The organism is Nonomuraea sp. NPDC051298, assembly GCF_055586305.1.
In genome coordinates, this window is the sequence record NZ_JBVJIM010000009.1 from 15,006 (window position 1) to 28,773 (window position 13,768).

At 69.6% G+C, this 13,768-nt stretch carries 11 protein-coding genes; 4 read left to right on the forward strand and 7 right to left on the reverse strand.

All coding sequences use genetic code 11. The features are described 5' to 3' along the window. Nucleotides 1–14: 14 nt before the first annotated feature. The gene (locus ACZ6S0_RS25150; protein ID WP_465921766.1) at nt 15–797 is read right to left on the reverse strand and encodes an enoyl-CoA hydratase/isomerase family protein; all 783 of its coding nucleotides are present in this window, start codon (nt 795–797) and stop codon (nt 15–17) included. Nucleotides 798–1,454: 657 nt separating this feature from the next. Here ACZ6S0_RS25150 and ACZ6S0_RS25155 point away from each other — a divergent pair. After that, nucleotides 1,455–3,392 carry a ThiF family adenylyltransferase gene (locus ACZ6S0_RS25155; protein WP_465921767.1) on the forward strand — a complete coding sequence of 646 codons (1,938 nt, stop codon included), beginning with the start codon at nt 1,455–1,457 and terminating at the stop codon, nt 3,390–3,392. Nucleotides 3,393–3,454: 62 nt separating this feature from the next. Then, nucleotides 3,455–4,801 (forward strand): ABC1 kinase family protein, encoded by a 1,347-nt coding sequence (locus tag ACZ6S0_RS25160; protein ID WP_465921768.1) that lies wholly within the window; start codon nt 3,455–3,457, stop codon nt 4,799–4,801. Nucleotides 4,802–6,818: 2,017 nt separating this feature from the next. On the opposite strand, the gene ACZ6S0_RS25165 is transcribed toward ACZ6S0_RS25160, so the two are convergent. Next, nucleotides 6,819–7,448 carry a TetR/AcrR family transcriptional regulator gene (locus tag ACZ6S0_RS25165; protein WP_465921769.1) on the reverse strand — a complete coding sequence of 210 codons (630 nt, stop codon included), beginning with the start codon at nt 7,446–7,448 and terminating at the stop codon, nt 6,819–6,821. 76 nt (nt 7,449–7,524) lie between these two features. Here ACZ6S0_RS25165 and ACZ6S0_RS25170 point away from each other — a divergent pair, with 76 nt between their 5' ends. Then, nucleotides 7,525–8,145, forward strand: a complete 621-nt coding sequence (locus tag ACZ6S0_RS25170) for a hypothetical protein (protein ID WP_465921770.1) — start codon at nt 7,525–7,527, stop codon at nt 8,143–8,145. A gap of 498 nt (nt 8,146–8,643) precedes the next feature. Here the strand turns inward: ACZ6S0_RS25170 and ACZ6S0_RS25175 are convergent, their stop codons facing one another. The 5 genes from ACZ6S0_RS25175 to ACZ6S0_RS25195 form a co-directional block, all read right to left on the reverse strand. Further along, nucleotides 8,644–8,808, reverse strand: a complete 165-nt coding sequence (locus ACZ6S0_RS25175) for a hypothetical protein (RefSeq protein WP_465921771.1) — start codon at nt 8,806–8,808, stop codon at nt 8,644–8,646. A gap of 64 nt (nt 8,809–8,872) precedes the next feature. Continuing rightward, nucleotides 8,873–9,142 (reverse strand): WhiB family transcriptional regulator, encoded by a 270-nt coding sequence (locus tag ACZ6S0_RS25180; protein WP_344883713.1) that lies wholly within the window; start codon nt 9,140–9,142, stop codon nt 8,873–8,875. A gap of 128 nt (nt 9,143–9,270) precedes the next feature. Continuing rightward, nucleotides 9,271–9,537, reverse strand: coding sequence for a hypothetical protein (locus ACZ6S0_RS25185; protein ID WP_465921772.1), 267 nt, complete (start codon nt 9,535–9,537; stop codon nt 9,271–9,273). Between the two features lie 114 nt (nt 9,538–9,651). Continuing rightward, the gene (gene tesB / locus ACZ6S0_RS25190) at nt 9,652–10,521 is read right to left on the reverse strand and encodes an acyl-CoA thioesterase II (protein WP_465921773.1); all 870 of its coding nucleotides are present in this window, start codon (nt 10,519–10,521) and stop codon (nt 9,652–9,654) included. A 150-nt stretch (nt 10,522–10,671) separates the two neighbouring features. Next, a complete protein-coding gene (locus tag ACZ6S0_RS25195) occupies nt 10,672–12,720 on the reverse strand; it encodes an ATP-dependent DNA helicase UvrD2 (protein ID WP_465921774.1) in 2,049 nt (682 codons plus the stop codon). Nucleotides 12,721–12,883: 163 nt separating this feature from the next. On the opposite strand from ACZ6S0_RS25195, the gene ACZ6S0_RS25200 reads away from it, so the two are divergent. Further along, a complete protein-coding gene (locus ACZ6S0_RS25200) occupies nt 12,884–13,768 on the forward strand; it encodes an alpha/beta hydrolase (protein WP_465921775.1) in 885 nt (294 codons plus the stop codon).

Below are 13,768 nucleotides of genomic sequence, written 5' to 3' on the forward strand. Positions count from 1 at the left end.
TGCTGGTCAGATGATTAAGAGCCGGTGAATTTGGGCATACGCCTTTCCCGATGCGCGGCCAAGCCCTCGATCATGTCCGCGGAGACCATGGTCACGGGCTGGGCCAGCGACTCCCACCTCAGTGCGGCCTCCAGGTCTTGATGGTCTTGGTTGAGGGCGACTTTGGTGAGCCTTGTGGCAATGGGAGCGTTCTGGGCGATCTTCCTGGCGACGGCTCCTACTTCCGACATAAGGTCGTTTTTCGGGAAAGATTGATTTACTAGACCTTTATCCGCCGCTTCTGCCCCCGAGACGCTGCGGCCGGTCAGGAGCATCTCCCGTGCCAGCCGCTCCCCCGCCCTGCGCGGGAGCAGGTACGTGGCCGCCATGCCCGGGTGCAGCCCCAGCGACGTGAACGGGGCCAGCAGCTTGGCGTCGTCGGCGGCGTACACGAGGTCGCAGGCCAGCGCCACGCACAGGCCCGCACCCACCGCCGGGCCGTTGACGGCGGCGACCGTGGGGATCTCCAGCTCGGCGATCATGAGCCAGGTGCGGTAGAAGGCGAGCATGCGGTCGCGCAGCCGGGACACAGTCTCGGAGTTGCGCTCGCCCAGCCACGACAGGTCCCCACCGGAGGAGAACGCCGTGCCGGCGCCGGTGACGACGAGGCAGCGGGCCTGACGATCGGCGGCGAGCCCGGACATGACGTCGCGCCACTGGGTGGTCATGGTGTCGGTCATGGCGTTGCGGAGGTCGGGGCGGTTGAGGGTGATGAGGATGACTCCGTCGTCTTTGCGATCAACCAGGAGCTCGTTCATGCGGGGAAGCGTAACGCGGGGGCGCCTCCCCGGCCCTGACACGGACGGCCCCTCTCACACGCGGGCGATCCCTCCCTCGCACGGACGGCCCCTCCCTCGCACGGACGCCCTCGCACGGACGCCCTCGCACGGACGCCCTCGCTGGCATGAGCGGCCCTCTCACGCATGGGCGGCCTAGCTCACGGACGGCCCCTCTCTCGCGGACGGCCCCTCTCGGACATAGACGGCCCTCTCACGAGTGGGCGGCCTCTCTTGGACGGCCTGTCTCGCTTGCGGTCTGTCTCCCCCTTGAGGCGGCTGCTCTCTCGCGCGGGCGGACTGCCGATTCTTCGACCGGAGCCCGGTTCGGGCATCGGGCTTCGACCCTGAGCCCCGATCGGGCATCGGGCTTCCACCGGAGCCCGGGCATTGGACATTGAGCGGAGCCCGGGCGTTGGGCATTGGGCTTTGGCCGGAGCCCGGGCGTCGGGTATTGGTCGGCGCCCGGGCGTCGAGCTGCGGCCGGAACTCGGCTCAGGCATCGGACGGACGCGGGCACCACGACACCACCCTCCGCACCGAGCCGCTGTCCACAGCGGCGGACCCCGCCTCCGGAGTTATCCACAGCCAGCTCCGAATCCGCTCGGGATCTTGCTCCGGCGTGGAACCCTTCCGGCCATGAGGCCACGCGTGAAGCCCGCCCTCCGGCGCACCCTCCGTGACGAGTGCACGCTCCAACTCGGCGTACACCCGCTCAGATCGGTCATGCTGAGTGACCTGACCAAGCCCGTCCTGCGGTGGATCGAGGGCCTCGACGGCACCCGCGACCTGCGGGCCGTGCTGCACGACGCGGCCCGCGCGGGCCTCGACGAGCCCCAGGCCCGCTCCCTGCTCGAACAACTGGCCGCCCGAGGGGCCCTCCACGACGCGTCCGTCGGCCCCGGCCCTCTCCGCGACCTCCCGCTGGCCGAGCGAGACCGGCTCAAGCCAGACCTCGACGCCCTCGACCTCGGCTCCACCGCCCCTGACGGCATGACCGCCCTCTTCTCACACCGGAGGGAGGCCCGTGTGCGGGTGTACGGGGCGGGCCGGGTCGGGGCTCAGATCGTCGCCCTGCTCGCCGCCGCCGGAGTGGGCCATCTCCGGGTCATCGATCCGGACACGGCGCGACCTTCGGACATCACCCCAGGAGGGCTGACGTGGGCGGAGGTGGGCATGCCTCGGGAGACCGGAGCCGTGGCGGCCGCCAGAAGGGCCACCTCCGGCGGCCCGATAGCCGCGCTGGAGGCCGACGAACAGCACGAAGCTCGCGTTGGGAAGGCGACGAGGGGGAAGCGGCAAACCTCGCCCCCGAGCCCTGCGAGCGACGTCACCGACGCGCGAACGGGTGCCCCGGGCGGCCTCCCCACCGGTCCCGCCACCGACCGAGCCCTCGGCGTACCGGCCGCCGAGCGTGCGACTGCCGGGCGTGAGGCCGCCAGGCGCGAGACCGCCAGGCTCGACGCTGCTGGGCGCGACGCTGTCGGGCGTGCGGCTGTCGGACGTGCGGCCGCCGGACGTGAGGCCGCCAGGCGCGAGGCTGCCGGACGCGAGGCTGCCGGACGCGAGGCTGCCGGACGTGCGACTGCCGGACGTGCGACTGCCGGACGTGAGGCCGCCGGGCGTGCGACTGCCGCGCCCCGCTCTGGAAACACCTCTCAGCCACCCAGCTCCCCGATACAACCCACCGCCCAATCACCCACCGCCCCGCCCCGCCCCACCGCCCAACCATCGACCGCCCCGCCACGATCTCCCTCTCTGCGGCAACCTCGGCCACGTCACCCCACACCATCGAAGCCCTCGACACCACAGGAGACCGCCACACCGGACGAGACCGCCACGCCGGCGAAGGCCGCCGGCCAGCAGACGGCCCCTGCGTCGTGGAAGACCTCGCCTCAAAAGATTCCCACGCCGCAGAAGACCGCCACACCACGGAAAACCACCGCACTGCGGAACTCCCCGGCACGCGATTCCCGCGGGGAGCCCGCGACCCCATCGCCCACCCCGACCCGGGCCGTGCCGGGCCCCGGGGCGGGGGCCGCTTCCGGTGGCGGGGCGTACGAGCCCATCGTGAACGCACTCGCGGGCGGCCCTTACCTGGGGGACAAGTCGGATCGGCCGGATCTCGTCATCTTGTCCCCGGTCAACCCGTTGGACAGAGTGCTGGTCAACGAGTTGCTCGCCCTGCGCATCCCCCACCTCCTCGCGTCCGCCTTCGAGGGCCACGGCACGGTCGGCCCGTTGGTCCTGCCCGGCGACACCGCTTGCCTGCACTGCCTCGACCTGACGCGGCGTGACCACGACCCCACCTGGCCGATCGTCACCGCCCGCCTGGGCGGCTACCCGCCCGGCGAGATCGCCTGCGACGTCGCGCTGGCCACGGTCGTCGCGGCGGAGGCCGTCGGTCATACGCTTGCTTTTCTCGACGGCAGAGAGCCCGTTGTGACCAACGGCACATTGGACGTAACGCCTGATTGGCGGTGGAGTAGGAGGGCGTGGGAGGCTCATCCCCAATGTCGTTGTATGCGAAACAATCCTTATTCGCTAAGAATGGGCATGGCACCTGACCGCGACTGACGTGCTCAGTGGACGACCACGAAGGGGGGAAGCGGTATCTCGCCGAGGTTCCGCGCATCAGTGTGAGCGATCTCCCACGCCGTGCTGTCACGCGTTCGGCCAAGCTGGCCACCCTCCCACTCGGTTTCGCCGGTCGCGCCGCGTTGGGGCTCGGCAAGCGGATCGGCGGCAAATCGGCGGAAGTCGTGGCCCAGGAGGTTCAGCAGCGTACCGCGGAGCAGATCTTCAAGGTGCTCGGCGAGCTCAAGGGCGGAGCGATGAAGCTGGGCCAGGCGCTGTCGATCTTCGAGGCGGCCCTGCCGCAGGAGATCGCCGGGCCGTACCGCGCCACGCTGACCAAGCTGCAGGAGGCCGCTCCGCCGCTGCCGGTGTCCACGGTCCACAAGGTCCTGACCGAGCAGCTCGGAGACGACTGGCGGCGGCACTTCCGGTCGTTCGACGACCAACCGGCGGCGGCCGCCTCGATCGGCCAGGTGCACCGAGCCGTGTGGCAGGACGGCCGCGAGGTCGCCGTCAAGATCCAGTACCCGGGGGCGGGCAAGGCACTGCTCGGCGACTTCTCCCAGCTCGCGCGCCTGGGCAAACTGTTCGGTGTCCTGCTGCCCGGTCTCGACATGAAGGCCATGCTGAACGAGTTGCGCGAGCGGATCGAGGAGGAGCTCGACTACCTGCGAGAGGCCGAGGCCCAGCACGCCTTCGCGATCGAGTTCAACGGCGACCCCGACTTCCACGTGCCCGACGTCGTGGCGGCCAACGAGATGGTGCTGGTCACGGAGTGGATGGAGGGCACGCCGCTGTCCCGCATCATCGCGGACGGCACCAAGGAGCAACGCGACCTGGCGGGGCTGCTCTTCGTACGTTTCCTGTTCTGCTCCCCCGCGCGGGTCGGGATGTTGCACGCCGACCCGCACCCAGGCAACTTCCGCATGATGGCCGACGGCAAGCTCGGCATCCTCGACTTCGGCGCGGTCAACCGCCTGCCCGACGGCTACCCCAGCGCCTTCGGCCAGCTCACCCGCATCTTCAACCAGGGCGACATGGACACCGTCATGGCGGGCTTGCGGCAGGAAGGGTTCATCCGCGACGACATCGAGATCGCCCCTGACGCGCTGCGTGCCTTCCTCGCGCCTTACGTGGAGCCGACGGCCGTGGAGGAGTTCACGTTCAGCCGGGAGTGGTTGCAGGCGCAGGCGGCCCGCGTCACGGACCTCCGGCCGACGAACGTGGTCCGGCAACTCAACCTGCCGCCGACGTACGTCCTCATCCATCGGGTTCACGCGGCGGGGATCGGCGTACTCTGCCAGCTCGGCACCACGGCCCGTTTTCGCGACGAGGTGATCCGCTGGGTCCCCGGCTTCGCTGACGACCCCGATCCCGACCCGAACGACGAACCCCTCGCGATCGGCTGACAGCACCGGAGAAACAGCAACCGCCCAGCCCCACGTACCTGTCTCAGCGCCACGCCATCCGGCCGAATCCGGATGAACCTCTGAGCCGCGCTGCCCCACCGGCACAAGCAAATCCTCGGGCCGGGGTCGGCCTACCGGCACAAGAGAATCTTCGGGGCAGGGCCGACCCCGGACAGGGCCGACCAACTGGAAACGGACACCGCACCGGGCATGGCGAACCTACCCGAAACGGACAGCCCACCGGACAGCCCACCGGGCATGGCCAACCCACCCGAAACGGACAACCCGCCGGACAGCCCACCGGACAAAGCTGGCCCACCCGAAACGGACAACCCACTGAACTGGACTGGCCTGCTCGAATTGGATGAGCGCGGGCATGGTGTGTCGCGGGCGCGAGTGAGTTGCTCGGCTTCGGCCAGTTCCCGAGCCGCCGTCCCGCGTACAGCATGCGGAGCGGCCTCTGCCGCCACCGTCGGTACCTCCGCATCGGCCAGCGGGGTGACAAGCCGCCCAGGTTCCGCCTCCGGTATCAAGTACGGGAGAGGACCGCTCGGCATCAGCCGCGCCGCGATCGGCGGGCACGTGGGCGGGCACGTGGGCGGGCACGCGGGCGGGCCTGAACCGGGCGGTGGTCTGCCGATTCGCTGCGAACCGGCCGGGGGCCTTGTGATGGTCGACCGGTAACGCCTTGCCCGATGGCTCGGGTCCCCGCGCGGCCCGACCAGGCCGTCGCCGTTTCCTGACGCCACGCTGTGACCAGCCCAAACTCGTACATCCCCCCGTGGACGCAACCGCCTTCGTCTCGTTGCCCGGCACCCGCCCGTGACGCTCGACAGCGTGGCCGGCCTGTCAGGTGGTCCGCGGTGCTTGGAGCGGGAGCGCATCCTCGGGAGCGACAGGCTCGCGGCCCGTTACACAGAGTGATGACCTCGAGGGCGGGAGGACTGCCCCGGTGATGGCCGGTGGGTGAGTATTGCGTGGTGGGAATGGGGAATGGCGCTTGCACGACAACTACATTGTGTAATCATACGAGTGCAAGTCGTTACTCTCTCGTGGGGGGATGCCGATGCACCGATCCGCGCGCCTACTGGGTGGCGCCGTTGTGGTGTCCGTGGGGCTGGGCCTCGTGGCACCCGCCGCGAACGCGGTCGTCGATCCGGCGCACGTCAGCACTTGCCTCACCAGCCGCGCAGGGGAGCTGACCACCGTGATCGATCCGTCGGCTCCGAGGTTGCCTGTTGAGATTTCGGCCCTTCACTGCGTCACCGGTCCTTGAGCACACCACGCCGTCACGGGCGCGCCAAGCCTCCGCGACGGCGTCGTGATCGTACGCCTTGACGCGTACGTGTCCGGTGATCAGGCCGAGCTGCCCGCCCCGAACCGACCCCGTCAGGTCTCGATCTTCCGCACGAGCCTCATGGGTGTCCGTGATGGGCAGCTCATTGGTCGGCTGGCAGGGTACTCGCTCGCACTTGCCCTGCCAGCCGACCCCCATGGTCTTCCTGGCCTTGTCGGCGTCCTGCCGGGGGAACGGGAGGCGGGTCGATGGGTGTATTTCGTGGTGCTGCTCTGGGATGTCGGGCCAGCACCAGCTCGACGGGCCAGCCCAGCTTGTCGGGCCAGTCCCGGATGGTCAGGCCAGTCCCGGATGGTCAGGCCGGGATGGGGCGGCGGATGGCACGCCGAAGTGATGGTCGTGGGCGGTTCCGGATCAGGGTGGGGACCCATGCGGGTGGGGGGCTGTTGTGCGGGGACATGGGTAGCCTCGCGACGTGATGGCGCTGCGTGGCGATTGGCGGGCCGAGGTGTGCTGCGGTGCGGTGGTGGCCTGGCTGCTGAGGGCAGTGGTGTGTGGATGGTGGGCCTGGCTGCTGAGGGCAGTGGTGTGTGGATGGTGGGCCTGGCTGCTGAGGGCAGTGGTGTGTGGATGGTGGCCTGGCTGCTGAGGGCGTTGGTGTGTGGGTGGGTCCCCCGTTGGTGTGTGGGTGGTCCCCCGCTCTCGGCCCGTTCGCGCGCGCTAGGAGAGTCCTGCCAGGAGGGCTTGGACGCCTTCCGCGAGGACGCGTTCGCCTTCCTCCCGCGAGTTCAGGAACCAGCCCGGCAGCGGGCTACGAAGGGAACAGGTGAGCTCGATGCTGACGAGCCCGTGGATCGTGGTCCACACCAGGTACGCCGCGCGTTTCGGATCCGATGCCCGGATGAGCCCGGCCTGGGCCGCCGCGGATGTGGCCTCGGCCAGGAGGTCGAAGCACAGACGCAAGGCGGCGTCCCGCTCCTCGGGTGAAGGGTCGAAATCCGGGAGCGGACGCTCGAACATCAGCGCATACAGCGCCGGGTCGGTGAGAGCGAACTGCCGGTAGCCGTACGCCACGCCCATGATGCGGGCGTTCGGATCCGTCTGGCCGTCCAGGGATCTGCTCATCGCCTCATGGAGGAGGCGGAAGCCGCGCTCGTAGATCGCCTCCAGCAGTCCGGCGCGGCCACCGAAGCAGGTGTAGATGCCCATCGTGGACGTCGCGGCGGCGTCAGCCACACGGCGGAGGGTCAGATGGAGAGCGCCCTGTCCGCGTAGCACGCGCAAAGCCGCGTCGAGGAGGTCGTGGCGCAGCGCGCCGAGTTCTTTCGTGGTGCTTACGGCTCTCGGCACCTCCTCACCTTATCGGTCGATAACGAGCATCATAACGAGCGTTATGGCCCACTGGATCGAACGAAAGGACTTCCAGATGAGGATGCATCGGGTCGCCGCGGCGGCGGGGTTCGTCTGCGCCCTGTTACTCGTGGTCAACTCCGCCCGCCGTGCCGGGTTCGTGCCGGAGACGGCTCTCACGCATGCCATCGCCCCGTTCGGCGCTTTGACCGGACTACTCGCGATCACCGGCATCTACCTGCTCATCCGCGGCACGACGGGTGCCCTCGGCCTCGTGGGGTACGTGCTGAACTCGGCCGGGCTGGCCGGGGCCTTCGCGATCGAGTACACGCTGCACTTCGTCTTCCCTTACCTCGGCGGCGGCACCGTCAGCGGGTTGCTGGCCGGGGGCACCGGGCGGGCGTTCCTGGTCACGTCGGTCGTGCTGCTGGCGGGGGTGCTGACGTTCAGCGCGGCGGCGATCAGGAGTGGGGTCATGCCTGTGGTGGGTGTGCTGCTCTACGCGGCCGGGATGGTGCCCGGGTCGCTGCGGAACGCGGTGCCGCTGCCGGTCTATCTGGCGGGGCTGGTGGTTGCCGGGATCGGGGTCGCGTGGATGGCGGCGCGACTTTGGTCGGCGGGAGAGGGCGAGGACGCGGGGCAAGGGAACGCCGTCGTGGTGCCGCCTCGGCGGAGCGGTGTCCGGCCCGCGGGTTAGACCAACAGCTTGGATCGACGGCTTAGGTCAACGACTCAAGGTCAACGACTCAAGGTCAACAGCTCAAGGACGACAGCTCAAGGACGACAGCTCAAGGACGACGGCTCAAGGACGACGACTCGACTCGGCCCATCAGCTCGGCCCATCAGCTCGATGAGTTCGTCGGGGGTGGCTCGGCAGGGTGACGGTGGTGGTTGCGTGGGCTGCCGCCAAGACTCTGATGGTTGAGAGGCGACGGTGACGGTGGCCCAAGGAGTGTGCGTTCACGCTCAAAGGCGGGGTGTGGGCGTTCGCCGAGCTGGGGTCGGGGTCAGGCCACGCAAGTAGACCGACGGGACGGGCCGACCGCGTGAGGCTGCGCAGGCCGCGTGAGGCCAACCGCGTGAGAGGCGAGCGTCTGAAGGCGGGGTGGAAAAGGGAGAGCCGGGCGCTGGGTTGCGCCCGGCTCTTTCACGGATCTGGAGGGGAGATCCTGCGCCGGCGGCAGGATCTCCTCGGTCAGATCTGGCGGCTCAAGGCCGTGCGGAGGCGGTCGTTCGCCCGCTTGACCTCGCGCCGCGCCCGCTGCACGCGTTGCATGCGCAGGATGAGGCGCTGCTCGGCCGCCTCCCGGTGGAGGGTTTGTATTCGGTCATTGACCAGGTCATGGATGAGATCCGGCACGGCGCGGCTCCTCGGCGCTAGCGTCTTCATTTGGCGTTTCACTTTCTGTGCGTAGGTGCGGTGTTCAGGCAGCGACCGGGTGCTTGCGGGGACGCCCGCGCGGACGCTTGCGGGGAACGATCGTCCCCCTGAGGACCAGTTCGCCGCCCCAGACGCCCCATGGCTCCTCGCGCTCGAGCGCGCGGGCCAGGCAGGCCTTCTGGATGGGGCAGCCGCCGCAGAGCGCCTTGGCGAACTCGACGTCCTCCGGCGACTCGGCGAACCACAGGTCAGGGTCGGTACGGCAGGGGATTTTGGCTTCGTCGATCAGGTCCATGATCGTCTTCGCCCCCATCTGCTACTCCTTTTGATCGATCTTTGATCTTGGTCGGACACCTCGTAGGTGGTCGGGGATCACGGACAAACAAGAAGGCCGCGGATCCTGTCTGCGGATCCGCGGCCTGGTGAGCTGCTATGTGCCGGTCAGGTTATGACCGGAGCATCTCTCCAGGGCTGCGGACCCCACAGTCCACCCTTGGTGAGCTGGTTGGCCGGCAGTTCGATACGTGCGACATAGGCCGCACCGCCTTGTGGCATGGCAGCGCCGAAGCGGGCGCGCGCGTGGGAGGCGGCGGCCTGGCTACGGGCAGCCCTCTCCTGCCGCAGCTTGGCGGGACCATCAACGAGTCTCACCGAGTCACGGCATGCGGAGGCGAGCCACGGCGTGGCCGACATCTTGATGCTGATCACTGGGACTCACCTCCACTCTCGGGATCGTCGGAACGGATGTGTCCGACTCGCTTGACCATGACCCTAGACCGCGGGGCGGGGAAGGGGCAACTTATTTTCTACCTGCGATTTCACCTATTTCATGAGGCGAATCATGGCCTCTTGAACGACCGAGACGACGAGGTCACCCGACGCGGTGAACATCTCACCCCGAGCGAGCCCTCGGGCCCCCGCCGACCACGGCGATTCCTGAGCATAGAGCAGCCAGTCGTCGGCCCTGAAGGGGCGGTGGAACCACATCGCGTGGTCGAGGGAGGCGCCCATGATGTTCGAGGCGCCCCAGGCCATGCCGTGCGCGAGCAGGATCGTGTCGACCAGCGTGAAGTCCGACGCGTACGCCGCCAGCACCACGTGCAGCAGCGGGTCGTCGGGCAGGTCGGCGTGGTAGCGGAACCACACGTTGGTCTGCGGGCTGCGCAGCTCGGGATTCTGGAACGCCTCCCACGTCAGCGGCGTGGCGTACCTGGCGTCGACGGGCCGGGGGCGCGAGAGCCAGTCGCGCAGTCCGGGATTGTCGCCGACCAGCTCGAACATGCGGTCCTGGAACGTCGGCAACGTCTCGGGGTCGGGCACCACGGGCATCACCGACGCCTGGTGGGCCACGCCCTCCTCGAAGACGTGGAAGGAGGCCGACATGGTGAAGATCGCCTTGCCGTGCTGGACGGCCACGACGCGCCGGGTGGTGAACGAGCGCCCGTCGCGCAGGCGTTCGACGTTGTAGACGATCGGGATGGACGGGTCGCCCGGCCGGATGAAGTAGGCGTGCAGGGAGTGCACGTCGCGGTCCTTCGGGACCGTACGGCCGGCCGCCACCAGGGCCTGCGCCGCGACCTGACCGCCGAAGACGCGCTGGATGCGCTCTTCCGGACTCCTGCCCCGGAAGATGTCGAGCTCGATCTGCTCGAGGTCGAGCAGATCGAGCAGCTCCTTCAGCGCCTCGTTCACGTGTCCGTCCCCCTCGTACTGTCCGGTCCTTGGACAAGTGTGGCGTGCCGCCCGGACACTCCCAAATAGGGGCCCGGTTTGTCGGAAATGATGTCTTGCTCCGGTTTCGCCGGTGTAACGAGCCGGGAGGCGGCAGGGTCAGGACGCGGGTCAGGTGGTGCGGCAGAGGGTGAGGACGGCTTCGCCGTACCGGTCGACCTTGACCTTGCCGACCCCCGCGATCGACAGCAGGTCCTGCTCCGTGACCGGCGCCCGTTCAGCGATCGCCTGGAGCGTCACGTCCGTGAAGATGACGTACGGCGGCACCTTGCCCTCCTTGGCCGTCGCCGTGCGCCAGGACTTCAGCCGTTCGAGCAGCGCCTCGTCGTAGTCGGCGGGGCACGCCGAGCAGCGGCCCAGCTTCTGCTCGGTCGCCGCCACCAGCGTCTTGGCGCACACCCGGCAGCTCATCGGCGCGGCCACCTGCCGACGTTCGCGAGGGGCGGACGCGACCACGCGCGCCGAGGCGGCGGCGCGCCCGGTGAGGCCGTCGAGGAAGCGGGACGGGCGGCGGCCCTTGCGGCCACCGGGCGCGCGGGCCAGGGCCCACGAGATCGACAGATGTTCCCTGGCCCGGGTGAGGCCCACGTAGAGGAGGCGGCGTTCTTCCTCGATCTGCTCGGGGGTCTCGGCGTAGATGATGGGCAGCATGCCGTCGGTGACCCCGACGAGGAACACCGCGTCCCACTCCAGGCCCTTGGCGGCGTGCAGCGAGGCCAGGGTGACGCCCTCCACGGGCGGCGCGTGCTGCTCGGTGGCCCGGCGTTCCAGCTCGGCGACGAACGCGGGCAGGTCGGCTCCCTCCGCCGCCATGTCCTCGGCCAGGTCGGCCAGGGCCTTGAGCGACTCCCACTTCTCCCTGGCCTTGCCCCCGCCGGGCGGCGCGGGGGTCAGGCCGATGCCGCTCAGGATGTGGTGGACCTCGGAGGCCAGCGGCTCCCCCGCCGCGGACCTGGCGGCCCCGCGCAGCAGGACGACGGCCTGGCGTACTTCGGGGCGTTCGAAGAAGCGCTCCGCGCCGCGCAGGATGTAGGGGATCTCGGCCTTGGCCAGCGCCTCCTCGTAGGACTCCGACTGGGAGTTGACGCGGAAGAGCACGGCGATCTCGCGGGCGTGGACGCCCTGGTCGAGCAGCTTCCTGATGGCACGGGCCACGCCGGCGGCCTCCGCGGGCTCGTCGTCGTAGTCGGCGAACACCGGCTTGGGGCCGTCGGGGCGCTGGGAGACCAGCTCCAGGCGGTGCGGGGACCGGCCCTTGGCGATCACGAGGTTGGCCAGGTCGACCACCTGCGGGGTGGAGCGGTAGTCGCGGACGAGCTTGATGACGGCCGCGCCGGGATGCTCGACCGCGAACCCGGTCAGATAGCGCGGGCTGGCGCCGGTGAAGGAGTAGATGGTCTGGTTGGGGTCGCCGACCACGCACAGGTCGTCGCGGCCTCCGAGCCAGGTGTCGAGCAGGAGCTTCTGCAGCGGGTTGACGTCTTGGTACTCGTCGACCACGAAGTAGCGGTACTGCTGGCGGATCTGCCCGGCCACCTCCTGGTGCTCGGTCATCACGGCCGCGGTCAGCTCGAGGATGGTCTCGAAGTCGACCAGGTGGCGCTCGCGCCTGAGCTGCTCGTACGCGTCGTAGAGCCGGGCCACCTCCTCGGCCCCGATCGGCGGGGTGCGGTGGTGCTTGGCCGCGGCGGCCACGTAGTCTTCCGGGCCGATCTGGGTGACCTTGGCCCACTCGACCTCGGCGGCGATGTCGCGCAGCTCGGCGCGGTCGGGGGTCCTGCGGAGCCTGCGGCACGCCTCGGCCAGGACCGGGAGCTTGGACTCGATGACCGACGGGGCCGCACCGCCGATCACGCGCGGCCAGAAGTAGGTGAGCTGGCGCAGCGCGGCGGCGTGGAACGTACGGGCCTGGACGGCGGGGGCGCTGAGCGCGCGCAGCCGCTGGCGCAGCTCGCCCGCCGCGCGGGTGGTGAACGTCACAGCCAGCACGCTCTGCGCGTCGACGGCGCCGCTGCGGACCGCGTACGCGATGCGGTGGGTGATCGCCCTCGTCTTGCCGGTGCCCGCGCCGGCCAGCACGCACACCGGACCGCGCACGGCCTCGGCGACCGCGCGTTGCTCGGGGTCGAGCCCGATCAGTACGTCGTCCGCGTTGCTCACCACTGAATCCTCCCAGGCGCCGGCGGTGAAAGACTTCATTCTGGCAACATGCGCCCCGGCGTATGCTCGTCGTCGGCAAGATGCAAAGAACTGGTCTCTTCCCCCACAATGGGGCCCGACCACGTCCATGGGGGAAAGGAAGGCCGTGCGAACTGCGGTTTCCGTGAGCGTTCTCGCGCTCACCGCGGTGGTGCTCACACCCGTCACGGCGAGCGCGGCCAAGGACCCGGCCCCCGGCCCCACGGTGACCAGCGGGATCGACGTCGACGGGCTCGGCGGGTTGTCGGTGGAGACCGTCAAGTACGGCTCGCACCAGCGCCAGAGCATGGACGTCTGGTGGACGCCCGACGGGCAGCAGCGGCCCGGCGTGTTCGTCATCCACGGCGGCTGGTGGTCCAGCGGCGACAAGAAGTACATGAAGGAGATCACCCGCGGCTACGCCGAGCTGGGTTACACGGTCTTCAACCTCAACTACCGCCTCTCGGGTGACGCGGCCTGGCCCGCGCAGCGCGCCGACGCGCTCGCCGCGATCGCCCGGGCGCGCAAGCACGCCGACCGGTGGGGGTTCGACCCGGGCAACTACGTGCTGGTCGGCTTCTCGGCCGGGGGGCACATCGCGGCGGCCGTGGGCACGTACGGCGACGGCATCAACGGGCTCAAGGGCGTGGTGGGGCTGTCGCCGATCATCTCGCCGCTGCGCGCGTACGCCGACGGCGAGAAGTCGGCCGACCCCGACAAGCGCAAGCTCCGTACGGCCGCCATCAAGCTGGCCGGCGGCTGCGCGCCCAAGGGCAAGTGCTCGAAGGTATGGGCCAGCATGGAGGTGGCCTGGCACGCCAGCCGCAAGGACGCCCCGATGCTGGCCGTCCACTCGGAGAAGGAGTTCGTGCCGCCGGCGCAGAGCCAGCTCCTGCGGCAGATGCTCGGCCAGGTCGGCGTGCCGGTGACGGTGGTCACGAAGCCGGGCAGCAACCACAGCTCCCCGCTCTACCGGGAGCCGGGCGTGACCGAGCGGGTGCAGGCATGGATCGCGGAGCGCACCGGGTGA

Excerpts from the sequence above, each read along its gene's own strand:
- ACZ6S0_RS25155 (WP_465921767.1), top strand. The coding sequence starts at position 1,455 with ATGAGGCCACGCGTGAAGCCCGCCCTCCGGCGCACCCTCCGTGACGAG.
- ACZ6S0_RS25170 (WP_465921770.1), top strand. The coding sequence starts at position 7,525 with ATGAGGATGCATCGGGTCGCCGCGGCGGCGGGGTTCGTCTGCGCCCTG.
- ACZ6S0_RS25150 (WP_465921766.1), bottom strand. The coding sequence starts at position 797 with ATGAACGAGCTCCTGGTTGATCGCAAAGACGACGGAGTCATCCTCATC.
- ACZ6S0_RS25180 (WP_344883713.1), bottom strand. The coding sequence starts at position 9,142 with ATGGGGGCGAAGACGATCATGGACCTGATCGACGAAGCCAAAATCCCC.